28 protein-coding genes are annotated in these 22,507 nt (G+C 51.2%); 9 read left to right on the forward strand and 19 right to left on the reverse strand.

Features of this window, described 5'->3' with window-relative positions:
- Positions 1-8 precede the first annotated feature (8 nt).
- The 13 genes from rplC to fkpA all read right to left on the reverse strand — a co-directional run bounded on the left by rplC (position 9) and on the right by fkpA (position 9,969).
- Positions 9-638, reverse strand: a complete 630-nt coding sequence (gene rplC, locus C9I98_RS12525; protein ID WP_036816258.1) for a 50S ribosomal protein L3 — start codon at positions 636-638, stop codon at positions 9-11.
- Between the two features lie 14 nt (positions 639-652).
- Entirely contained in the window at positions 653-964 is a 312-nt protein-coding gene (rpsJ, locus tag C9I98_RS12530) for a 30S ribosomal protein S10 (protein WP_002541412.1), read from the reverse strand.
- 518 nt (positions 965-1,482) lie between these two features.
- On the reverse strand, positions 1,483-1,962 hold the full coding sequence (bfr, locus tag C9I98_RS12535) for a bacterioferritin (protein WP_036828479.1): 480 nt from the start codon (positions 1,960-1,962) through the stop codon (positions 1,483-1,485).
- 83 nt (positions 1,963-2,045) lie between these two features.
- Positions 2,046-2,234 carry a (2Fe-2S)-binding protein gene (locus C9I98_RS12540; RefSeq protein WP_036828481.1) on the reverse strand — a complete coding sequence of 63 codons (189 nt, stop codon included), beginning with the start codon at positions 2,232-2,234 and terminating at the stop codon, positions 2,046-2,048.
- 220 nt (positions 2,235-2,454) lie between these two features.
- Complete coding sequence (gene tuf / locus C9I98_RS12545; RefSeq protein ID WP_107272039.1) at positions 2,455-3,639, reverse strand: elongation factor Tu; 1,185 nt, start codon at positions 3,637-3,639, stop codon at positions 2,455-2,457.
- 110 nt (positions 3,640-3,749) lie between these two features.
- Positions 3,750-5,846: an elongation factor G gene (fusA, locus tag C9I98_RS12550; RefSeq protein WP_036818324.1), complete on the reverse strand. Its 2,097-nt coding sequence runs from the start codon at positions 5,844-5,846 to the stop codon at positions 3,750-3,752.
- 90 nt (positions 5,847-5,936) lie between these two features.
- A complete protein-coding gene (gene rpsG, locus C9I98_RS12555; RefSeq protein ID WP_036818327.1) occupies positions 5,937-6,407 on the reverse strand; it encodes a 30S ribosomal protein S7 in 471 nt (156 codons plus the stop codon).
- A gap of 96 nt (positions 6,408-6,503) precedes the next feature.
- Positions 6,504-6,878, reverse strand: coding sequence for a 30S ribosomal protein S12 (gene rpsL, locus C9I98_RS12560; RefSeq protein ID WP_004399892.1), 375 nt, complete (start codon positions 6,876-6,878; stop codon positions 6,504-6,506).
- A gap of 178 nt (positions 6,879-7,056) precedes the next feature.
- The gene (tusB, locus tag C9I98_RS12565; protein WP_036818330.1) at positions 7,057-7,350 is read right to left on the reverse strand and encodes a sulfurtransferase complex subunit TusB; all 294 of its coding nucleotides are present in this window, start codon (positions 7,348-7,350) and stop codon (positions 7,057-7,059) included.
- Positions 7,351-7,357: 7 nt separating this feature from the next.
- Positions 7,358-7,714 (reverse strand): sulfurtransferase complex subunit TusC, encoded by a 357-nt coding sequence (gene tusC / locus C9I98_RS12570; protein ID WP_036818332.1) that lies wholly within the window; start codon positions 7,712-7,714, stop codon positions 7,358-7,360.
- Between the two features lie 13 nt (positions 7,715-7,727).
- Positions 7,728-8,120 (reverse strand): sulfurtransferase complex subunit TusD, encoded by a 393-nt coding sequence (tusD, locus tag C9I98_RS12575; protein WP_107272040.1) that lies wholly within the window; start codon positions 8,118-8,120, stop codon positions 7,728-7,730.
- Complete coding sequence (locus tag C9I98_RS12580; RefSeq protein WP_036826257.1) at positions 8,117-8,839, reverse strand: helix-turn-helix transcriptional regulator; 723 nt, start codon at positions 8,837-8,839, stop codon at positions 8,117-8,119. Before C9I98_RS12580 ends, tusD begins: the two co-directional genes overlap by 4 nt.
- A gap of 311 nt (positions 8,840-9,150) precedes the next feature.
- Positions 9,151-9,969, reverse strand: a complete 819-nt coding sequence (gene fkpA, locus C9I98_RS12585) for an FKBP-type peptidyl-prolyl cis-trans isomerase (RefSeq protein WP_107272041.1) — start codon at positions 9,967-9,969, stop codon at positions 9,151-9,153.
- 173 nt (positions 9,970-10,142) lie between these two features.
- Here fkpA and C9I98_RS12590 point away from each other — a divergent pair, with 173 nt between their 5' ends.
- Positions 10,143-11,120 carry a WD40 repeat domain-containing protein gene (locus C9I98_RS12590; protein WP_036825668.1) on the forward strand — a complete coding sequence of 326 codons (978 nt, stop codon included), beginning with the start codon at positions 10,143-10,145 and terminating at the stop codon, positions 11,118-11,120.
- A 4-nt stretch (positions 11,121-11,124) separates the two neighbouring features.
- On the forward strand, positions 11,125-11,346 hold the full coding sequence (locus C9I98_RS12595; RefSeq protein WP_036825671.1) for a SlyX family protein: 222 nt from the start codon (positions 11,125-11,127) through the stop codon (positions 11,344-11,346).
- Between the two features lie 85 nt (positions 11,347-11,431).
- On the opposite strand, the gene slyD is transcribed toward C9I98_RS12595, so the two are convergent.
- The 4 genes from slyD to kefG form a co-directional block, all read right to left on the reverse strand.
- Positions 11,432-11,995 carry a peptidylprolyl isomerase gene (gene slyD / locus C9I98_RS12600; RefSeq protein WP_036825674.1) on the reverse strand — a complete coding sequence of 188 codons (564 nt, stop codon included), beginning with the start codon at positions 11,993-11,995 and terminating at the stop codon, positions 11,432-11,434.
- An 89-nt stretch (positions 11,996-12,084) separates the two neighbouring features.
- Positions 12,085-12,297: a YheV family putative zinc ribbon protein gene (locus tag C9I98_RS12605; protein WP_036825678.1), complete on the reverse strand. Its 213-nt coding sequence runs from the start codon at positions 12,295-12,297 to the stop codon at positions 12,085-12,087.
- Positions 12,298-12,335: 38 nt separating this feature from the next.
- Entirely contained in the window at positions 12,336-14,141 is a 1,806-nt protein-coding gene (gene kefB / locus C9I98_RS12610) for a glutathione-regulated potassium-efflux system protein KefB (protein ID WP_107272042.1), read from the reverse strand.
- Positions 14,131-14,703, reverse strand: a complete 573-nt coding sequence (gene kefG, locus C9I98_RS12615; RefSeq protein WP_051902023.1) for a glutathione-regulated potassium-efflux system ancillary protein KefG — start codon at positions 14,701-14,703, stop codon at positions 14,131-14,133. Before kefG ends, kefB begins: the two co-directional genes overlap by 11 nt.
- 214 nt (positions 14,704-14,917) lie before the next feature.
- On the opposite strand from kefG, the gene C9I98_RS12620 reads away from it, so the two are divergent.
- The 5 genes from C9I98_RS12620 (at position 14,918) to C9I98_RS12640 (ending at position 19,697) form a co-directional block, all read left to right on the forward strand.
- The gene (locus C9I98_RS12620) at positions 14,918-16,840 is read left to right on the forward strand and encodes an ABC transporter ATP-binding protein (protein ID WP_036819196.1); all 1,923 of its coding nucleotides are present in this window, start codon (positions 14,918-14,920) and stop codon (positions 16,838-16,840) included.
- A gap of 34 nt (positions 16,841-16,874) precedes the next feature.
- Positions 16,875-17,339 carry a TIGR02444 family protein gene (locus tag C9I98_RS12625; RefSeq protein ID WP_036819193.1) on the forward strand — a complete coding sequence of 155 codons (465 nt, stop codon included), beginning with the start codon at positions 16,875-16,877 and terminating at the stop codon, positions 17,337-17,339.
- A 123-nt stretch (positions 17,340-17,462) separates the two neighbouring features.
- Positions 17,463-18,443 carry a hydrolase gene (locus C9I98_RS12630; protein WP_036819190.1) on the forward strand — a complete coding sequence of 327 codons (981 nt, stop codon included), beginning with the start codon at positions 17,463-17,465 and terminating at the stop codon, positions 18,441-18,443.
- Between the two features lie 51 nt (positions 18,444-18,494).
- Positions 18,495-18,710: a YheU family protein gene (locus C9I98_RS12635; RefSeq protein WP_036819188.1), complete on the forward strand. Its 216-nt coding sequence runs from the start codon at positions 18,495-18,497 to the stop codon at positions 18,708-18,710.
- A 117-nt stretch (positions 18,711-18,827) separates the two neighbouring features.
- The gene (locus tag C9I98_RS12640) at positions 18,828-19,697 is read left to right on the forward strand and encodes a phosphoribulokinase (protein WP_036819186.1); all 870 of its coding nucleotides are present in this window, start codon (positions 18,828-18,830) and stop codon (positions 19,695-19,697) included.
- 85 nt (positions 19,698-19,782) lie between these two features.
- Here the strand turns inward: C9I98_RS12640 and C9I98_RS12645 are convergent, their stop codons facing one another.
- The gene (locus C9I98_RS12645) at positions 19,783-20,187 is read right to left on the reverse strand and encodes an OsmC family protein (protein WP_036819184.1); all 405 of its coding nucleotides are present in this window, start codon (positions 20,185-20,187) and stop codon (positions 19,783-19,785) included.
- Positions 20,188-20,456: 269 nt separating this feature from the next.
- On the opposite strand from C9I98_RS12645, the gene crp reads away from it, so the two are divergent.
- Positions 20,457-21,089, forward strand: coding sequence for a cAMP-activated global transcriptional regulator CRP (crp, locus tag C9I98_RS12650; protein WP_036801200.1), 633 nt, complete (start codon positions 20,457-20,459; stop codon positions 21,087-21,089).
- A 122-nt stretch (positions 21,090-21,211) separates the two neighbouring features.
- Positions 21,212-21,514, forward strand: coding sequence for a hypothetical protein (locus C9I98_RS12655; RefSeq protein WP_146153879.1), 303 nt, complete (start codon positions 21,212-21,214; stop codon positions 21,512-21,514).
- Positions 21,515-21,666: 152 nt separating this feature from the next.
- Here C9I98_RS12655 and C9I98_RS12660 read toward each other — a convergent pair whose 3' ends face one another.
- Positions 21,667-22,470, reverse strand: coding sequence for a DUF1338 domain-containing protein (locus C9I98_RS12660; protein ID WP_036828153.1), 804 nt, complete (start codon positions 22,468-22,470; stop codon positions 21,667-21,669).
- Between the last annotated feature and the right edge of the window lie 37 nt (positions 22,471-22,507).

The raw sequence follows: 22,507 nt of genomic DNA on the forward strand, positions 1-22,507 counted from the left end.
CCTCGACGTTACGCTTTAACAGCTGGTTTAACGATCACGTTGCCACCTGTAGCACCTGGTACTGCACCTTTGATAAGAAGCAGATTGCGCTCAGCGTCAACACGTACGATCTCTAGGTTTTGAGTCGTTACACGCTCAGCACCCATGTGACCAGCCATTTTCTTGCCTTTGAATACGCGACCTGGAGTTTGACATTGGCCAATAGAACCAGGAGCACGGTGAGACAAGGAGTTACCGTGGGTCATATCTTGAGTGCGGAAGTTCCAGCGCTTAACGCCACCCTGGAAGCCTTTACCCTTAGATGTGCCAGTAACGTCTACTTTTTTAACTTCGTTGAACAGCTCAACAGTTAGCTCAGCGCCAACAGCGAACTCTTCATTGTTCTCTAGACGGAATTCCCAAAGACCGCGACCAGCTTCAACACCTGCTTTCGCAAAGTGGCCAGCTTCTGGCTTAGAAACACGGTTAGCTTTCTTAGCACCAGTAGTTACCTGGATTGCGTTGTAGCCGTCAGTTTCTACAGATTTAACCTGAGAAACGCGGTTTGCTTCAACTTCAACCACAGTTACTGGGATAGAAACGCCATCTTCGGTAAATACGCGGGTCATGCCCACTTTACGACCGATTAGACCAATCATTCTCTTATCTCCCCTTAACCTAGGCTGATCTGAACATCAACGCCAGCAGCTAGGTCTAGACGCATAAGAGCGTCAACAGTTTTGTCTGTTGGCTCAACGATGTCAATAAGGCGCTTGTGAGTACGGATTTCGTACTGGTCACGTGCGTCCTTATTAACGTGAGGAGAAATAAGAACAGTGAAGCGCTCTTTGCGAGTAGGTAGAGGGATTGGACCCTTAACCTGCGCGCCAGTACGCTTAGCTGTTTCAACGATTTCCGCAGTTGACTGATCGATCAGACGGTGATCGAACGCCTTTAGGCGGATACGAATACGTTGGTTCTGCATGAGACAGAGCTCCAATAATAAAAATTACACAAACAATATCGCCACTCACACTCGCTAAGGCGAGGGAATGCCGATTGATTTATGTGAACGTAGTATCCCTATCGGATACATTGTCAGTCAATTTAATGACTGCGAACATAAGTCAGAGTATACATTTTAAGTTGCTAGGCAACTTCTTCCTCAACGCTTATTGGTTCACAACTGCAGTTACAAGACCTTTGTTGGCTTAGGCAGTGGCGAGCATTATACAGATCACAGTTTTGAACGCAAGCCCTGTTGGAAAATTAATCAAACAAGCGGTTAAGGCGTTGATGGAAACGGTTCTGAGGTTCTGAGGTTCTGAGGTTCTGAGGTTCTGAGGTTCTGAGGTTCTGAGGTTCTGAGGTTCTGAGGTTCTGAGGAAAAGCCTATTGAACTATACGGTGCAGTCAACGACGGTGCCGCGATACTTTGGTATCACAGCACCGCTTATTATCAAAAAGGTTTCAGCCCGCTTCGATGACACAAATCACCAGGCCCTAATCTTCCTCATCAACAATCTGAGCTTGGTTGTAATTGGCAATGCCCATTTTTTCAATCAAGCCAAGTTGAGTCTCGAGCCAGTCAACATGCTCTTCTTCATCTGACAAGATATCTTGGAACAAGTCGCGGGAAACATAATCGTGAACATCTTCGGCATAGGCGATGGCATCACGCAAATCGGGAATGGCCGCCATTTCCAAGGCCAAATCACACTCGAGCATTTCCTGGGTATCTTCGCCAATATTGAGCTTGCCGAGATCCTGCAAGTTCGGTAAGCCTTCAAGGAACAAGATACGTTCAATTAGGTGATCCGCATGATTCATCTCATCGATAGACTCGTGGTATTCCTTATCGGCAAGATGTTTTAAGCCCCAGTCTTTGTACATACGGGCATGAAGGAAGTATTGGTTTATTGCAACTAATTCGTTACCGAGGACTTTATTGAGGTGTTGGATGATTTTCGGATCAGCTTTCATTACAAAACACTCCTCTGTCAGTTCCCATAAGCATAGAACCGATTAGAAGAGTGTCAAAAGACACTTTGATAAAGCGTGGCGAGTTAGCTCGCTTTTTTATAACGTTCGATAGTCACCTGCTCGAGAATTTCCTTTGTTTGGCGGATGCATTTACCACACTGAGAACCTAGCGGCGTCACTTGGCGAATACCACGGATATCACTGATCCCGTGTTGGTCGGCTAGCTTCATGATTTTTTTGTCGGAAATTCCGTGGCAAAGGCAAACGTACATCTTCAAACCATCTGATTAAGTAATGGTCAAAATATAAACGAGAATAGTTTGCATTACCAGTCGCAAATATAATTACTGTTAGATTTATTAGTAATAGAAAATAGCTGGTTATTCTTAATTTAAATATGCCTACATGAAAGCCTTATTTTTAAGGCAGCCATAAAATGCAAAAAGGGAAGCCGAAGCTTCCCTTTTCTTAGTGTCGTTAGACTATTGCAAATTAAGCAACGATCTTAGCAACAACACCAGCACCTACTGTGCGGCCGCCTTCACGGATAGCGAAGCGTAGACCTTCGTCCATCGCGATAGGAGCGATTAGAGTAACAACCATCTGGATGTTGTCACCAGGCATTACCATTTCAACGCCTTCTGGTAGTTCGATAGTACCAGTTACGTCAGTTGTACGGAAGTAGAACTGTGGACGGTAGCCTTTGAAGAATGGCGTGTGACGGCCACCTTCGTCTTTAGATAGTACGTATACTTCTGATTCGAAAGTAGTGTGCGGAGTGATTGAACCTGGCTTAGCAAGAACCTGACCACGCTCAACTTCGTCACGCTTAGTACCACGTAGTAGAACACCAACGTTCTCACCAGCACGGCCTTCGTCAAGAAGCTTACGGAACATCTCAACACCAGTACAAGTAGTTGTAGTAGTGTCTTTGATACCGATGATTTCTACTTCGTCACCTACAGTGATGATACCCTGCTCAACACGACCAGTTACAACAGTACCACGGCCCTGGATTGAGAATACATCTTCGATAGGTAGGATGAACGGACGATCGATCGCACGCTCTGGCTCTGGGATGTAAGAATCTAGCGCTTCAGCTAGCTCAACGATCTTGTCTTCCCACTCTTTCTCGCCGTTTAGAGCGCCAAGAGCAGAACCCATGATTACTGGGCAGTCGTCACCTGGGAAGTCGTACTCAGAAAGAAGTTCACGAACTTCCATCTCAACTAGCTCTAGAAGCTCTTCGTCATCAACCATGTCACATTTGTTCATGAACACGATGATGTATGGGATACCAACCTGACGGCCTAGTAGGATGTGCTCACGAGTCTGAGGCATTGGGCCATCAGTTGCAGCAACAACTAGGATACCACCGTCCATCTGCGCAGCACCAGTGATCATGTTTTTAACGTAATCGGCGTGTCCTGGGCAGTCTACGTGTGCGTAGTGACGAGTTGGAGTATCGTACTCTACGTGAGAAGTAGAGATTGTGATACCACGCTCGCGCTCTTCTGGAGCGTTATCGATAGATGCGAAGTCTTTAGCCTCACCACCGTATACTTTTGATAGAGTAGTACAGATAGCAGCAGTTAGAGTAGTTTTACCGTGGTCAACGTGGCCGATAGTACCAACGTTAACGTGCGGTTTCGTACGTTCAAATTTTTCTTTAGACACGATCGTGTTCCTTCCTAGTTATGATACGCCCCATGGACATTATTTATGGGACGCGTCAGAAGTTGCTATTTTATGCGCCAACCGCAATTGGCGCAATATAGATCTTGTGATTAACCACGCTCAGCAACAATTGCGTCGGCGATATTCTTCGGTACTTCAGCATATTCGCTGAATTCCATCGAATAAGAAGCACGACCCTGCGTTGCAGAACGGAGGTCAGTTGCGTAACCAAACATCACAGATAGTGGTACTTGAGCACGGATAATTTTCAGGCCAGCAGGGCCATCATCCATACCTTCGATCATGCCGCGGCGACGGTTTAGGTCACCAACAACATCACCCATCCAATCTTCTGGTGTTGTTACTTCAACTTTCATCATTGGCTCAAGGATAACAGGGTCTGCATCAAGCGCGCCCTTCCTGAAAGCCATTGAACCGGCAATCTTAAATGCCATTTCGTTGGAGTCAACGTCGTGGTAAGAACCGTCGAACAAGGTCGCTTTGACATCCAGTACAGGATAGCCCGCAAGCACACCGTTGTTCATTTGCTCTTCGATACCTTTAGCAACAGCACCAATGTACTCTTTCGGTACCACACCACCAACGATTTCATCCACAAATACGAAGCCTTCATTAGGTTCTGAAGGTTCGATTTTCAGCCATACATGACCATATTGGCCGCGACCTCCAGACTGGCGAACAAATTTACCTTCCACTTCCGTCTTACCACGGATAGTTTCACGGTACGCCACCTGAGGCTTACCAACGTTACATTCAACACTGAATTCACGTTTCATACGGTCAACGATGATATCAAGGTGAAGCTCACCCATACCTGAAATCAATGTCTGACCAGACTCATCGTCTGTTTCGACGCGGAACGATGGATCTTCTGCTGCTAGTTTACCTAGCGCGATACCCATCTTCTCCTGATCAGCTTGAGAACGAGGCTCAACAGCAATCTGAATAACTGGCTCAGGGAACTCCATGCGCTCAAGGATAACGCGGTTATCCTGATCACACAGTGTGTCACCCGTTGTCACGTTTTTCAGACCAATCGCTGCTGCGATATCACCGGCACGGATTTCTTTAACTTCTTCACGCTTGTTTGAGTGCATCTGTACGATACGACCAAAACGTTCGCGTTTCTCTTTCACTGAGTTATAAACAGTATCACCTGAGTTTACAACACCAGAGTAAACACGCATGAAAGTTAAGCTACCAACGAATGGGTCAGTCGCGATTTTGAATGCCAGCGCTGAGAATGGTTCGTCATCGCTTGAGTGGCGCTCAACTTCGTTACCGCTTTCGTCTTCACCGCGGATAGCTTTCACTTCCGTTGGCGAAGGCAGGAATTCGATGACTGCATCAAGTACAGCCTGAACACCCTTGTTCTTAAATGCAGAACCACAAGTTGCAAGTACGATTTCGTTCGCTAGCGTACGCTGGCGAAGACCGCTCTTGATCTCTGCTTCGGTCAAGTCGCCTTCTTCAAGGTACTTGTCCATCAGCTCTTCAGAAGCTTCAGCCGCAGATTCAACCAGGTTCTGGCGCCATTCCTCAGCAAGCTCTTGCATGTCAGCCGGAATCGCTTCATAGGTAAATGACATACCCTGATCGCTTTCATTCCAGTTGATAGCCTTCATCTTGATAAGGTCAACAACGCCTGTAAAATCTTCTTCAGCACCAATATTCAGTTGAATAGGCACTGGATTCGCTCCAAGACGACTCTTGATCTGGTCAACTACACGTAGGAAGTCGGCACCAGCTCGGTCCATCTTGTTGACGAAAACCATACGCGGTACTTCGTATTTGTCAGCCTGGCGCCAAACGGTTTCAGACTGAGGCTCAACACCAGATGAACCACAGAAAACAACAACAGCACCATCAAGTACACGTAGAGAACGCTCTACTTCGATAGTAAAGTCAACGTGTCCTGGGGTGTCAATGATGTTTACGCGATGCTCTGGGAACTGAGCTTCCATACCACGCCAGAAAGTCGTAGTTGCAGCAGATGTGATAGTGATACCACGCTCCTGCTCCTGCTCCATCCAGTCCATGGTAGCTGCGCCGTCGTGAACTTCACCGATTTTGTGAGACAGACCTGTATAAAACAGGATACGCTCGGTCGTTGTAGTTTTACCGGCGTCGACGTGAGCACAAATACCGATATTACGGTAGCGCTCGATAGGCGTTTTACGAGCCACGGCAGTATCCTCTTACTAAGGGGAACCTTAGAGTATGGTTTAGGCGCAGCAAGCCAAGCTTGCTGCGCCCTATCGTTATTACCAGCTTTATTACCAGCGGTAATGTGCGAACGCTTTGTTCGCGTCTGCCATACGGTGAACGTCTTCACGTTTCTTAACAGCAGAACCTTTGTTGTCAGCCGCATCAAGCATTTCGCCTGCTAGACGCTGAGCCATAGATTTTTCACCACGCTTACGCGCAGCTTCAACCAACCAACGCATAGCTAGTGCGTTACGACGTACTGGACGTACTTCTACAGGCACCTGGTAAGTTGAACCACCCACACGGCGAGACTTAACTTCTACCGCTGGACGTACATTTTCAAGAGCTTTTTCAAAGATAGCTAGGTGTTCTTCACCAGAACGCTCAGCCATAGTTTCTAGTGCAGAGTAAACGATTTTTTCTGCAGTAGATTTTTTACCGTCAACCATTAGGATGTTAACGAATTTTGCCAGCAATTCAGATTTGAACTTTGGATCTGGAAGGATCTTACGCTGACCGATTACGCGACGACGTGGCATGGATATTCTCCGTTGTCTTCTTCAGGTTATCCAAAACTTTACAGTTTCTTCAAAAATTAAATAATTTTAGTGTTTGGCCTTACTTAACGGAATCCATTAAGACTTAGGACGCTTCACACCGTACTTAGAACGACCTTGTTTACGGTCATTAACGCCTGCACAGTCAAGTGCACCACGAACAGTGTGGTAACGAACACCCGGAAGGTCTTTAACACGACCACCGCGGATAAGAACAACTGAGTGCTCCTGAAGGTTGTGGCCTTCACCGCCGATGTATGATGTTACTTCGAAACCGTTTGTTAGACGAACACGGCACACTTTACGTAGTGCTGAGTTTGGTTTCTTAGGAGTAGTAGTGTATACACGAGTACATACACCACGCTTCTGTGGGCACGCTTCTAGTGCAGGCACGTTGCTTTTTACAACTTGCTTAGCACGTGGCTTACGTACCAACTGGTTAATAGTTGCCATTAAATAGCTCCTGAAATATTACTTTCGTAAAGATGAAAAATCTGCCTCCCAACAACAGGAGGACGCGAAATTTTAGGCATCGCACCCAAGGGTGTCAAGATGTAACCAACGATCAATCAAATGATTATTTCTTAAACACCCTAAATTTAGCTTAAATTCTCAGTAGTGAACCAAGTATTCAGCCCCACTTCATCTGAGTTTCATGGGTAACCGTTAGCGATACAAATCCTTTGTAATCAATAATTTCAGCATCGGCGCATACACGTTCACCCAAGCCTCTGGCGGTAAGATCTGCCGCCAGTAAATAAATTTTTACGCCGGTATTTTTTATTGCCTCAAAGGCTGAATTTTGACCAACCGCTGCAATAACAGCATCTTGGATCAGCAAAATAGCGTCATTTTCAGTCACGAGCGGCACGCATTGTTGGAATGCTTGGGTCTGATAAGGAGAGCTGGAAATGATATGGAGCATAGTCGCCTCAGAAAGTCAGAATGCGCTGACAGGCATGCAGATGAGAAGTCAAAGCCTCAGAATCGCAAACAGTGACATCGATGAGCAAGTCATCGCTGGTTAAACCGCGCTCTTGCAACGACGCGGCACAGACATAGACATTCTCAATGTCATAAAGATCGAACATTTTGAACGTCGAAATATAATCTCGCGACAAAATCGCCTCTGGCTGTTGTGCCTTGAGCAGCTGAAAGACGCCATCACCGATAAAGAACACATTGATATCTTCGCTGTAGGCAGAGGTTGCCAGTACAGCATCAAGCCCTTCCCTACCGACAGCCTTGCCGTGGGGAACAGAGCGGAATACAAACCCTAACGTTGTCATAATTATGCCTGCACTAGAACTGGATAACCCGGTCGGCGGTCAGCATTGCTTCTGCCAGCCCGCCTAAACCAGCCTGCTCGAACCCCTCGGCCAAGTTGGTGGCCGAAAGCTGGTTTTGCTCGGCTTCCTGCTCACCCACCACCCCGCGGCGCAGTGCCGCCGCGACGCAAGTTTGCAACTCGATATTGTGCTGCTTGGCCAGGGACTGCCATGCCGCAACCAAGTCGAACTCGTCGGAGGCCGGCGCGGTCAGTGCCGAGCCGTTATGCACGCCATCTTGGTAAAAGAACACCCGCGACAAGCGGTGCCCTTCGCCCAGCAATGCCTCGGCAAACTGGTAGGCCGTACGCGCTGACTGATCACCGTAGGCCGGCCCTTCAATTACCAGCACGTAATTCAGGCTCATTTATCGCCATCCTCGGTTTTGCGCTGGCGGATATAGAGGTATACCGTGTGCTTGGAAATATTCAGCCGCTCGGCCACGCGGTTGATCGCATCCTTAATGTCGAAAATCCCCTTATCAAACAGCTCCATCACGATCTGACGGTTTTTGGCGTTGTTCGATACATTCTTGTCGGCATTGATTTCTTCAATCGTGCGCTCAACGGTTTGGTCCACCAGCTCGTCAACATCACTGGCAAAGTTCACTGACGATGCCGCCTGCTTGGCTTCATCGGTCGGCATGAACGATTGCAAGATTTGCGAGAAAGGCGCATCCAGGTTTACGTTGATACACAGCAGGCCGATAATGTCGTTGTCGCCATTGCGAATAGCGATAGTGATCGACTTCATCAGGTCGCCGCCCTTGGCACGGGTGAAGTAGGCACGCGAGAAGTTGCGTTCAGATCCCTCGATATCCCTAAGCATGCGCAGCGCGAGATCCGTGATTGGCGAGCCAACCTTACGGCCCGTGTTTTCACCGTTGGCGATCTTGATGGCCGAGGTGTTCAAGTCAGCCAGCGAGTGCAGCACGATTTCACAGAATGGGCCGATCAGTGCTGCCAGTCCATCCACCACCGCTTCGTAAGAACGTAGGATAATGTAATCGTGCTCGGTAAATGCACGTGGCTCGATCAGGTCGTTCTCTACCATGACGTCAGGGCCAAAGTTTTCTGTAGATACCACTATCTTTCTTCCTTGCTCATTCCCATTATATTTAGCTTCAGTTGCCGCTTGGGAATATTGAAAATAAATAGAATGGGCCATAGCGCGTGACTTAGCTGGGCTAATACGACGCGGGTTGTAAAATTTCAAATCTTGCTAGCAAGTTTATCAGATTAATGACAAGAGCCTGAACATTTCTCGTTGCATATCGCACCAAGAAAACAAAAAACCCAGCAAAAGCTGGGTTTTTCATACCATTGGCTAGCGGTATTTCAATTCAATTATTTTTGAAAATCATGCCAACAGCCATGCTAATAAGCGATCACACGGGCTTATTGTACCGCTTCTTCGCTTTGCTCTGCTGGCTCGTCCGCCTTAACGATATCTAGCAGCTCAACTTCGAATACAAGCGTTGAGTTTGCTGGAATGCTTGGGTTCGCCTGAGAGCCGTATGCTAGCTCAGGTGGGATAACGAAAGTGAACTTCGAACCCACAGGCATTAGCTGAACACCTTCAGTCCAACCCGGGATCACCTGGTTTAGCGGGAATGTCGCTGGCTGGTTACGCTTGTATGAGCTATCGAACTCAGTACCGTCGGTTAGCATGCCCTTGTAGTGGACTTTTACTGTATCTGTCGCAGCCGGCTTATCGCCTTCACCCTGCGTATCTACTTGGTAAAGTAGACCAGATTCAGTCTTCACTACGCCTTCCTGCTTTTCGAACTCGGCACGGTACTCTTCACCCGCCTTGATGTTCTTCTCAGCTTCAGCCTGTGCTTGCTGCTGAACGATTTCAGATACGCGCGTATCTAGATCCTGCAACGCCTGCTGGGTTTCTTCCGGCGTCAAGCGGCTCTTGTCGGCAAATACATCACTCACACCCGCCAATACGTGCTCGCGGCTAAGCTCTAGGCCCAGCTCTTTCTGCTGGTCAAGGTTGGCAGCTAGGTATTGTGCTAGAGACGCACCGATTGCGTATGCTGCTTTTTCATCTTCAGAGGCAAATTCTACTGGTGCTGCTTCTGTTTCTGCGGCTACCTGCTCAACTTTTGCAGGCTCTGCTGGCTTAGTTTCTGCAGCTTTTTCATCTTGGCAACCAACAGCAAGTAGGATAGTTGCAGCCAAAACAGACATCTTAAGAACAGGTTTCATGTATTTCTCCATCATATACTGAGGAATGCCTCAATTTTTAATCGGCTTTTCACATTATGAAAAGCACTTTAATTCAATATACTAGTAGTGACTTCATTAATTAACCGTAGCAGGCTAATGAATAAAGTCCTACTGACACATTTCTTAACAGACCCAAGCGGAACAACACCTTAATGCTAACCAAAAGATACGTGCCTTGTTTCATTGTGGCACTTCTCCTCCTGAGCGGCTGTCTCTTTTCTGGCTCGGAGCTTAAGCGCACGGTTTTAGCCCCTGAGGGCGCCACCAGCTTGAGCCTTAGCCGTGATGGGCGCTTTGCGATCTATCACTCGACCATACAAGGTATCGTGCTATGGGATATACAGCAAAACAAAAAGTTAGCTGACTTCGGTTCTCAAGATCCACATCACAATACGGTACTTAGCAGCAAGATCTCAGACAACGGCCGCTACGCGATCACCGCCACCGCCCAAAACTTTGCGGTTTGGGATCTAGCCTGGGGGCAATCCGAAGGGCTCTGGTCTATCTCCGACGGGATCATCCGCGACGTTGCCCTGGCCAATAATGGCCAACACGCCCTGCTGGCCCTTTCCAACGGCAAGGCCCTGTACATCGACTTGGGCACCGGAAGGCGACTAGAGTTCCTTGCCCACCGAGAAAAAGTCAATTCCGTGGCCATTTCGCCCAATGGACGCTATGCCCTGTCGGGCGGCAATGATTACTTCGCCTACCTCTGGGATACCCAAAGCGGGCAAGTGCTGTATAGCTTTGAGCATGACAGCCGTATCAGCCGGGTTAGCCTACAGCGCGATGGGAAACTGGCCATGACCGCCGACGGCGGTAATGATATTACTATCTGGGATCTCACCACCGGCGAGCAACAGGCGTCGCTAGCGGTAAGGCTGCGCCAACAGAACCTGTCCAGCGCCCGTTTTTCCGATGATGGCAATATGCTCGTGACCGGCACCCCTTCCCGCAGGGTGGAGTTATGGGATACGGCAACCGGTGATAACATCGGCCGCTGGGAAGCGGCACCGCAACAAGATACTCGACCACCCGCCGCGGTGGTGTATGATGTGGCCATTACCCCAGAGGGGCTCGTGACCTCAGGAACTTCGGCAGGTATCGTCCAGCTATGGACGACGGAATAAAGCAATGACAGAAATCGAACAGCTACAGGCTCGCATCGACGAGCTAGAAATGAAGCAAGCCTTCCAAGAGCAAACCATCGAAGACTTGAACCAGGCACTGACTGCCCAGCAGTTTGTGTTGGATAAAATGCAGACACAAATGAAGTTTATGATTGGCAAAGTCAAGGGGATGGAGCCATCCAACCTCGCCAGCGAGTCGGAAGAAACACCGCCGCCGCACTATTGATAGACACAAAAACATTGATAGAAACAAAAACGGGAAGCCAGCGCTTCCCGTTTTCTATTGACTTAACCGCCATTGCGATTGGTCATTAGCAGCCGCAGCCGCCTTTTTCTTCGCCGCCGCAGCAGCCTTCTTCTTTCTCGCCGTGCTCGTGGTCGCCGCAGCTACCACCACCACAACAACCGCCACCCTGGTGGATGTGGCCGTGCTCGATTTCTTCTGCAGTTGCTTCACGCAGTGCAACAACTTCAGCGTTGAATGTTAGCGTCTGGCCAGCCAGCATGTGGTTACCGTCAACAACAACGTGGTCGCCATCAACTTCAGTGACTTCTACCGGGATTGGACCCTGATCAGTGTCAGCCAGGAAGCGCATGCCAACAGTGATTTCGTCAACGCCCTGGAATACGTTAGCAGGTACGCGCTGAACCATCGCATCGATGTGCTCACCGTATGCTTCTTCTGGAGCAACAGTCACTTCAAACTTGTCGCCAGCTTCACGGCCTTCCAATGCTTTCTCAAGACCTACGATCAGGTTGTTGTGACCGTGTAGGTAATCAAGAGGTGCTTCCGTTGTAGACTGATCAACAACTACACCATCTTCTGTTTTAACTTGGTAAGCCAGGCTTACTACGATGTCTTTAGCGACTTTCATGTTTACTCCAATATTGAACTGGGTATCAAAGGATTTCGCCCGCATGATACCGGATAAAGGCACTCAGATGCCAATATTCTGTCGAGATCTTACTCGTCTGGCTTGAAGATCCCAATAACCTGTTGTTTCGTCTGAGTGGACAGTTGCTCCGATTGCTCGACCGATTGCGGCGCCCGCACATCGGTATGCTCACAGGCCACACACTCCACCCGCTCAACGTCGTTTTCCTGCCACCAGCGCAACGTGTCCTGCTTGTTGCATGAAGGACAAACTGCACCAGCGATAAACCGTTTCTTTACCATGTTCCGCTCCTTGCCATTCCATGTTCTACCAACCGGGGTTAGTCCCAGCCATTATGCCGTTCTCTTTCCCCGCGCATTTCGCGGTCAAAGATCTCCTCCAGCTCCTTACGTGCTTCCTTAGCCCGGGATGCCAAATGGACATCCTCCGAATGCTGTGGCAGCAAGTCGCGCAAGGCGGTGGTATCGAGCTTGCGAAAGTGCGCTTCGGCCCGCTTCGCCTTATACGGATGCATACCCAGAGATATGAGGGCTTGGCGGCCAAGATCAAGGGCGCCGGCAAAAGTTTCCCGCGAGAAATGCTCCACCCCATGGCTGAGCAATTGATGGGCCTCAACCCGGCTTCGTGCCCGCGCCAAAATTTTCAGGTTCGGGAAATACTGCTGGCAAAGCGCCACCACCTCCATCACCTCATCGGGCTCATCGGTGCAAATGATAATGGCCTCAGCCTTGTCCGCCCCGGCGGCCCGCAGCAAATCCAACTGGGTCGCGTCGCCGTAGTACACCTTGTAGCCAAACTTGCGCAAGAACTGGATTTGGCTCGGATCCCGCTCCAATATCGTCACCCGGATCTTGTTGGCAAACATCAAGCGCCCAACCACCTGGCCAAAACGGCCGAACCCGGTGATGATCACCCTTGGCTCGCGGTCAATGACATCGCTTTCCAGATCGTCTTCCGCCTCTGCCTTAAAGGTATGCATAAACCATTTGTCTTGTAGCAACAGGATCAGCGGCGTGGTCATCATCGACAAGCTCACCACCACCAGCAAGAAAGAAGACAGCTCCCTGCCCAATAGCCCCTCGCCCAGCGCCGCGGTAAACAGGACGAATGCAAACTCCCCGCCCTGGCTCAATATGGCCGCCATCTGGCTGCGGGATTTTGCCCGGATACCAAACGCCCGCGCCAAGCCATACAGCAATAAGCCTTTAAGCGAAATCAACCCCAATACCGCCAACAAGATCTGCAGCGGGTACTGCAACAACAAGCCGAGGTTGACCGCCATCCCGACCGAGATAAAGAACAAGCCCAGCAGCAATCCCTTAAATGGCTCGATGGCTATCTCAAGCTCGTGGCGGTATTCACTCTCGGCCAATAGCACCCCGGCCAAGAAGGTGCCGAGTGCCATGGACAGCCCCAATGACTGCATGCCAACGGCAATACCAATCACCAACAGCAGGGCCGCGACGTTGAACAGCTCGCGCACTTCACTCAGTACCACCCAACGGAATAAAGGGCGCAATAGAAAGTGGCCGCCGACCAGCAGCGCAATAATGCCGCCGATCATCCAAGCAAAGTCGAGCCAGCTGCCCCCGCCGCCCCCTGCCAATACCGGCAGGATAGCCAACATAGGGATCACCGCAATATCTTGGAACAACAGCACCGCAAAACCCGACTGCCCGGTTTCGCTGCCGCCGAGGTTCTGCTCTTCAATAACCCGTAGTGCGATGGCTGTTGACGACAGCGCCAACCCCATCCCGACCACCAAGGCATCGCGCCAAGTAATTGCAGGCAGCCAGCCGCTGAATGCCATCACCACGCCGGCAATCACAATGCTGGTGATCACCACTTGGCTACCGCCCAAACCAAGAATAGGTTTTCGCATCTGCCACAGTTTCTTCGGGTTCAGCTCAAGCCCTATCAAAAACAGCAGCAGCACCACCCCAAATTCCGAGAAGTGCAATATCGCATCGACATCGGATATCAAGCGAAGCCCCCACGGGCCAATGGCGATCCCGGCTAGCAGGTACCCCAGTACCGACCCCAGCCCCAAACGCTGGGCGATGGGCACGGCCACCACGGCGGAGGCAAGGAACACCACACTCACCGATAAGATATCACTTGCCATATTCCACCCCGCCAAAATTGTTACCCAAAGGGGAAGTTAGCCATTGGCTGTATGCCTTCGCGTGTGCCTGCCGCTCCCCGGCAGGTACCCGCCGCGCCCAGTGCAAAACAATCGGCTTGAGCCACTCCATCCGGCACAAGGCCGCAGACAACTCGAACGGCTTGAGGATGTCGTCAATCGAGCATCGGTTGTAGCCGTCGGGGGTGTAGGCTTCTGCCGCCCCGCCCGTGGTGATCACCGAGCACCAATACTTGCCTTGGGTTTGGTTGCCTTCGCCATGGGCAAAGCCCTTGCTCAGCACCATATCCATCCACTCCTTTAAGAGCGCCGGGCAAGAATACATATATAGCGGGTGCTGAAAAACGAGGATGTCATGCGCCAATACGCGCTCGCGCTCGGCAGCCACATCGATAAAGAAATCGGGGTACTCGGCATAAATATCATGCACCGTTACATTGGGCAGGTTGGTAATCGCTTCAAGCATTTCGCGGTTGGCAACCGACTCCTGGGGATCTGGGTGGGCATAGATCACCAGAATGCGGGGCTGTCCTTGTGTTGTCATGGCATTCCTTTTCAGCCCAGGGCAATGGCCTTGGGTTGATAACTTTTATTCCTGTATATGCACATAATACATAACTTGCTGTAAATAGGATCGTTTATTCGTTTTGACTTCACGGCAAAATACCGGAATTAGCAGTCGGGGCCGCTTTTGGGGTAGACTGCCGCACAGATTCTGGCGTTAAGTATTTGCGGAGCGGGGCAACCCGGCACAGTCGATGATCACATTTTCTGAAATCCAACTTCTTCGGGGCGGTAAAATCCTACTCGACCAAGCAACAGCAACCATCCATCCGGGCGACAAGGTCGGTTTGGTTGGCAAAAACGGCTGTGGCAAGTCGACGCTGTTTGCCCTGCTGAAACATGAATTAAGCGTGGATGCCGGCAGCTGCCAGTACCCGGCCAATTGGGAGTTGGCATGGGTTGCTCAGGAAACCCCGGCCCTTGAGCGCGCAGCACTTGAATACGTGATCGACGGCGACCGCGAGTATCGCCAGCTGGAAGCCGACCTTCAGGCCGCCGAGCAAGCTGACAACGGCAACCGCGTGGCCGAGCTGCACGGAAAACTCGAAGCCATTGGCGGCTATAGCATCCAAGCGCGAGCGGCCGAGTTGCTGGATGGCCTGGGCTTTTCCCAAGAACAGATGCAGTGGCACCTCAGCCAGTTTTCCGGTGGGTGGCGTATGCGCCTTAACCTGGCGCAAGCCCTGTTATGCCGCTCCGATCTACTCCTGCTCGACGAACCGACCAACCACCTCGATCTTGATGCCGTGATGTGGCTGGAGAAATGGTTGCAAAACTATCGCGGGACCTTGGTGCTGATCTCGCACGACCGTGATTTCCTTGATCCGGTCGTGAACCGTATCATCCACATCGAAAACCAGACTATGAACAGTTACACCGGTAACTATTCGTCGTTTGAAACCCAGCGTGCCGAGAAACTGGTACTGCAGCAAGCCATGTACCAGAAGCAGCAAAAGCAAATGACACATATGCAGTCTTATATCGACCGCTTCCGCTACAAGGCGAGCAAGGCGCGCCAGGCTCAAAGCCGTATCAAGGCGCTTGAGCGCATGGAAAAGGTGCTGCCGGCCCAGTTCGACAACCCATTTAGCTTTGAATTTCGCGAGCCTAATGCCCTACCCAACCCGATCCTGATGATGGATCAAGTGGCGGCGGGCTATGACGACAACCTGATCTTGGAAAAGATCCGCCTTAACCTTGTGCCAGGCAGCCGGATCGGATTGCTTGGCCGCAACGGCGCGGGCAAGTCCACCCTGATCAAACTGCTCTCGGGCGATCTTCCCGCCAAGGCCGGTGATCTTGCCTATTCGCAAGGGGTGAAAATTGGTTACTTTGCCCAGCACCAGCTGGAAACCCTGTACCTCGACGACACGCCGGTCCAGCACATGGCGCGTATTGCCCCGCAGGCAACCGAGCAACAGCTGCGTGATTACCTTGGTAGCTTTGGCTTCATCGGTGACAAGGCACTTGAAAAAGTCGGCCCGTTCTCCGGTGGTGAAAAGGCCCGCCTGGTATTGGCGCTGATCGTATGGCAACGCCCGAACCTGCTGCTACTCGATGAGCCGACCAACCATCTAGATTTGGACATGCGCCAGGCGCTGACGCTTGCCTTGCAATCTTACGAGGGGGCGATGGTTATCGTCAGCCACGACCGTTACCTGCTGCGCGCGACCACCGATGACCTGTACTTGGTCCATGACCGCCAGGTCGTGCCGTTCAATGGCGACCTGAACGACTACCATAAGTGGCTAACCGAACAGCAGCGCAACGAGCGTCGCGAACAGCAGGCCGCCAAGCCTGAAACCAACAAGGAAAACAGTGCCGCCTCGCGCAAGGAGCAAAAACGCCTTGAGGCCGAGTTCCGTAAACTAACGGCACCGCTGCGCAAGCAAATCGACAAACTCGACAAGCAAATGGAAAAACTGGGGGCAGCGCTGGCCGACGCCGAATCGCAACTGGCCGATGCCACCATCTACGAAGTGGAAAGCAAAGCCCGCCTCAACGAGCAGCTGCAACGCCAGGCCAAGGCAAAATCCGAACTGGAAGATGTCGAAATGGAGTGGATGGACTTGCAAGAGCAGCTTGAGGCCATGGAGGCGGAGCACAACAAAGCTTAGTTAAACGGCAATATAGCAACGAGGGAGAGCAAGCATGCAACAAGGGTTTAGCGCAGACGCATTCTGGCAATTTAGCCTTGAGCACTATAGCAAAACGGGCGTGCAAGCCGCTTGCCTCTCCCTGCAAGACAATTACCTGGGCAACGTTAACCTTGCCCTGCTATTGCTTTGGCTCGATAGCCAAAATATGCCACTTCCCCCAAGCCGCCTCAACCAACTCCAAACAGCGCTGACCCGCTCAGATAAGCTACTGGCCAGCTATCGCCATCTGCGCAAGCAACTCAAGCCCTCCGTATCCAAACCGGAGTACGAGCAGCTGCTAGGGTTCGAGCTTTTGCTTGAACGCAGCCAACAACAAGATTTGATCGCCAAGCTCAACCAACAGCCTATTCCCCACAAGGTTGACACTGTTAGCCCAACAGGGAATGTGGATGCGTATTGCCAATTGCTCAACGTCCCGCAGTCGTTGATAGCCCAGCTGCAAGGCCTGCCCGGGTAATGAAGCCGGCAGCAAGCCAGAACCAACAAGCGCCAACAAGCTATGCTAGGATCCATTCCGCGCGCTATTGCGTAATAACACCGAGAAGGCCTAAAAGCCCAATCCGGCTGACAAGGAGCCCCCATGACCCCGTTCGAGCCTGCAAGTGGACTGGCAAACGCCCATGTCCAGACATTGTTGCCACGATTTCTGCGCCGCAACCCGCTATTCGAGCCGCTCACCCAGCGCATCGAAACACCCGATGGGGATTTTCTCGATCTCGCCTGGACTGCCAGTCCCGAGACTTGCACCGATGCACAACCGGTCATGATCCTGTTCCACGGCCTGGAAGGCAGCTTTCATAGCCCTTATGCCCACGGCTTGCTGCATGCCGCCCACCAGCAAGGGTGGCTAGGGGTAATGATGCACTTTCGCGGTTGCAGTGGCGAGATAAACCGCCAACCGCGCAGCTACCATTCGGGGGAAACCCAGGATGCGCGCTACTTTATTGAGTGGCTACGCCAACGGTTGCCGACCCAACCCTTATTCGCCGTGGGCGTCTCGCTTGGCGGTAACATGTTGGTGAACTATCTGGCCGAGCACCAGCACGACTCGCACCTCACCGCTGCCCAAGTGATCTCGCCGCCCTTGGATCTTGCCTCTTGCTCCAGCCGGATCCAGCAAGGCTTTTCCAAGGTATACCAGCAATACCTGCTCGGTTCGATGAAGCGCAACCTTGGCAAGAAGATCCAGGCCTTGCCGGAAGCCATGCCGCTCAAGCACGATCAAGCCGAGAAGATCCGCACCCTATGGCAGTTCGACGAGCAGGTGACCGCCCCGCTCCACGGTTTCGACAATGCCGACGATTACTACCGCCGTTGCAGCGGGCTGGGAAAACTGGCCAAGGTCTCGATCCCGTTGCGGGTGATCCATGCCAAGGATGATCCCTTTATGACCGATGCGGTCATTCCCTCCGAACCGCTGCCAGAGCATATCGACTACGATCTTTGCCACAAGGGCGGCCATGTCGGCTTTGTGTCCGGTTCGTGGCGCAAGCCGGATTTCTGGCTCGACCGTACGGTACCCGAGTGGTTCGGCAAATTTGTTGATAGTGGTATCTGTTAAAATAAACAATATAATCAGCCTATACTCCTTGGCCTACAGCGAGATAGCCGAATGATTATCCCTTGGCGAGACATCGCCCCAGAGACCCTGACCAACTTAATCGAGCACTACGTGCTGCGCGAAGGTACCGACTACGGCGAGCAAGAGCTCAGCATGGAGCAAAAGGTACAACGGGTACGCCAACTACTCGAAAGCGGCGAGGCCGTTATCGTGTTCTCTGAATTGCACGAATCCATTGATATCAAGCTGAAAAACCAGATGCGATAGGTGCCTTCGGGCACCCATTGCACCCCGCGCCCGGTAGCATTTTTGACATTCCAGCTTGACCTTACCTCACCACCCTGTTAATAACTCTTTCCGTTAATGTTAACGACAGGGTTTGTCATGTCTGCAAAACATCCAATTATTGCAGTAACAGGGTCTTCGGGTGCTGGAACGTCCACCACCTCTGAAGCGTTTCGCAAAATGTTCAATATGATGGGCATCAATGCTGCCTGGCTCGAAGGTGATAGCTTCCACCGCTTCACCCGTCCCGAGATGGACGTTGAGATCCGCAAAGCCAAGGAGCAAGGGCGCCACATCAGCTATTTCGGCCCACAAGCCAATGACTTTCCCCTGCTAGAGAATTTCTTCCGCCAGTATGGCGAGGACGGCAGCGGCAAGTTCCGCCGCTACCTGCATACCTTCGATGAAGCCGTGCCCTACAACCAAATGCCGGGCTCATTTACCCCGTGGCAGGAGTTGCCGGAAAATACCGATGTATTGTTTTACGAGGGGTTGCACGGCGGGGCGGTAGACGGCGAGACCAATGTTGCCCAACACGTTGATTTATTGATCGGCATGGTGCCAATCGTCAACTTGGAGTGGATTCAGAAGATTGTCCGGGATACCCGAGACCGCGGCCATTCGCGAGAAGCCGTGATGGAGTCTATCGTCCGCTCGATGGACGACTACCTGAACTACATCACGCCGCAGTTCTCCCGTACCCATATCAACTTCCAGCGGGTACCCACGGTTGATACCTCCAACCCGTTCAGCGCCAAGGCCATTCCCAGCCTCGACGAGAGCTTTGTGGTAATCCGCTTTCGCGGGATCAAAAATGTCGACTTCCCCTACCTGCTGTCAATGATCCAGGGCTCGCACATGTCACGCCACAACACCTTGGTGGTGCCAGGTGGCAAGATGAGTTTTGCAATGGAGCTGATCATGCGGCCGCTGATCCAGCAGCTGATTGATACCGGAAAAATTGGGTAGGAACTTTAATGATAAAGGCAACGTCATAGCGTTGCCTTTAGTTTCATGAGGCCAATGGCCCTATGGCCAGGCCTTCGTGCCGCTCTTACTCAGCAACCACCTCGTAAGAGTGGGTCATTTCGACGCCTTCACCCAGCATCAGGCAAACCGAGCAGTATTTCTCCAGCGAGTCTGCGACTGTTTTTGCCACCAAGGCTTCATCCAGATCATGGCCCGTGACCACAAAGTGCAGATTGGCCGTGGTGAAAATGCGCGGGGCCTGCTCGCGGCGCTCCGAAGTAATCTGCGCTTCACAGCCGGTAATATTTTGTCCCGCTGACTTCAAACCATCGACCACATCGACCGAACTGCAACCGCCGGCAGCCATCAAAACCAACTCCATCGGACTTGGTGCTTTTTCACCCCCATTGCCGTCCATTACGACACTGTGGCCAGAATTTGACTGGCCAAGGAAAGTCATATTTTCGACCCATTTCACTCGCGATTGCATTGTATTCTCCTTACTACTATTAGGGTGTTTTGCCATTATCTGACAACTGTGTGATCATGTGCACACTTATGACTACGAAATGACCATTCTCGATAGATCAATATCAAGAAATGCACGCTGAAAAAAGATAAACTTTGAACTAATTATTCACGTGAGCTTGCAGCCCAGCTGTTGACTGAATATCCTAAACGACGAACAGATATTATGTGGCCCATCCCAGATTATATGGACGTCGTTATTGGGCAACAAACGCAGAGGAAGTTAGTAATATGGTTCCAGGTAAACCTCAAACAGATCCAACTCTAGAGTGGTTTCTTTCGCATTGCCACATTCACAAATACCCATCAAAGAGTACTTTGATTCATGCGGGTGAAAAAGCAGAAACTCTCTACTACATCGTTAAAGGTTCTGTTGCTGTCCTAATCAAGGATGAAGAAGGCAAGGAGATGATCCTGTCTTACCTAAACCAAGGTGACTTCATTGGTGAGCTAGGCTTGTTCGAAGAAGGCCAAGAGCGTACAGCTTGGGTTCGAGCAAAAACCCCTTGTGAAGTGGCAGAGATTTCATTCAAGAAATTCCGCCAGCTTATCCAGGTTAACCCTGATATCCTAATGCGCCTGTCAGCTCAGATGGCAAGCCGCCTTCAGGTAACTAGCCAAAAAGTTGGTGACCTTGCGTTCCTAGACGTGACTGGCCGTATAGCCCAGACGCTTCTAAACCTTGCTAAGCAGCCGGATGCAATGACGCACCCAGACGGTATGCAAATCAAGATCACTCGCCAAGAAATCGGTCAAATCGTTGGCTGTTCTCGCGAAACCGTTGGTCGTATCTTGAAGATGCTAGAAGAGCAGAACCTCATTTCTGCCCACGGTAAAACTATCGTGGTTTACGGCACGCGTTAATCCTGCCGTTGACACCATAATGCTAAAAGCCGCCGCCAAGGCGGCTTTTTTATACCCAAAGGGCATTTCTGCCAGCGCCCTCACCTTTTCTCCCTTGTATCCCCGCCCCTAGATGCTACATTGTGCATATCTACGTTAATGGAAACACGTACTACCAATTGGCATCAGCCATGGGCGATGGCATTGGTATCACCAACATGGATGCTAGAGATATGGATATCGAGCGCTTTTCACCTAACCACTACGCTGCCGGCAATACTGGCTATCCCGCAAGTACCATTGCCCCATTGCCGCCAACAGTAGAAATGACCGGCTTCAGTGGCAGCCGCCATTACCATGAGCAGCAAGCCGCAGCCAGAAGCAGCAAAGGGCAGCTACCCAAAAATGAGCTTGGCTTTCCGCCACTCGACAGCCTGTACCACTAGCAACTAGCAACTAGCAACTAGCAACTAGCAACTAGCAACTAGCAAATCACTATCCAATAAAGAGCCCACAGCGCGAGTGCAACTGTGGGCTGTATGTACTTTGCTGCTGTTGCCCGCCAGCGCTAGCCACTGGCCAACGGAGCGGCTAACCGCTAGTCTTGCCCAGAATGGGTGCTTTCGAAAATCTTGTCTGCCGAGGCTTCAACAAAACCGCGGTACAACTCACCGTCGGCGGTTGGGTAGCGCTTGGCAAACTCATAAAAGCCACCGGGGATAGCGTACACGCCATCGGTAAACCCGACCTCGACCTTGTCGGCAATGGTCGACGATTGCTCCAGCATCACTTCAGGATTGCCCTTCACTTCACCGCCTGACTCGTTAATGCTAAAGCCATTGTGGCGCAGTAGGTGGTTGACCTCGGCAACTTCGGTAAACTGCTCCAATTGGTTGATGCTCACAGTAAAGTGGTTAGCACCAAAGCCATGGGCAGCCAGCCAGCCCGCGTATTCACTTTCTGCCGCAAGCAACTCGTAGGTCGCGTAGTCGAGATCCCAGTACCGCCCACCGGAAAGGAAGGCCGGGTTATGCATAACTTCCTCAGGAACCTGATCCACCAACTCGCGAACGGTTTGCTGCAGCAGCGAACTGAACTGGCCGACAAGCAATTCGCTAATGAACACCTTGGGCAGATCAGGGTTCGGATGCTCAAAGTGCTCGGCATACAGCTTCTTGGCTTCAAAGTGGTATTTGCCGCAGGGCTTGTAGCCCATTGCGATAAATGGCGCCGCCAACCTATCCAGGCCAACCTTGGGCAAGTTAAACGTGCGCAACGCAATATGGTCGTTTAACAGTGGCTCATCTTCGGTTAATAGATCCTGCACCTGAGCCGCCGACGGGCATAGCCGCTGGGTATAGTCTTGCCATAGCTGGTCAAATAATTGCACTACCCTTTCCATGACTCTCATATCCTCTTCACTAATCGAAAATACGCTC

This window comes from Photobacterium sanctipauli, assembly GCF_003026495.1.
Classification (GTDB): Bacteria; Pseudomonadota; Gammaproteobacteria; order Enterobacterales; family Vibrionaceae; genus Photobacterium; species Photobacterium sanctipauli.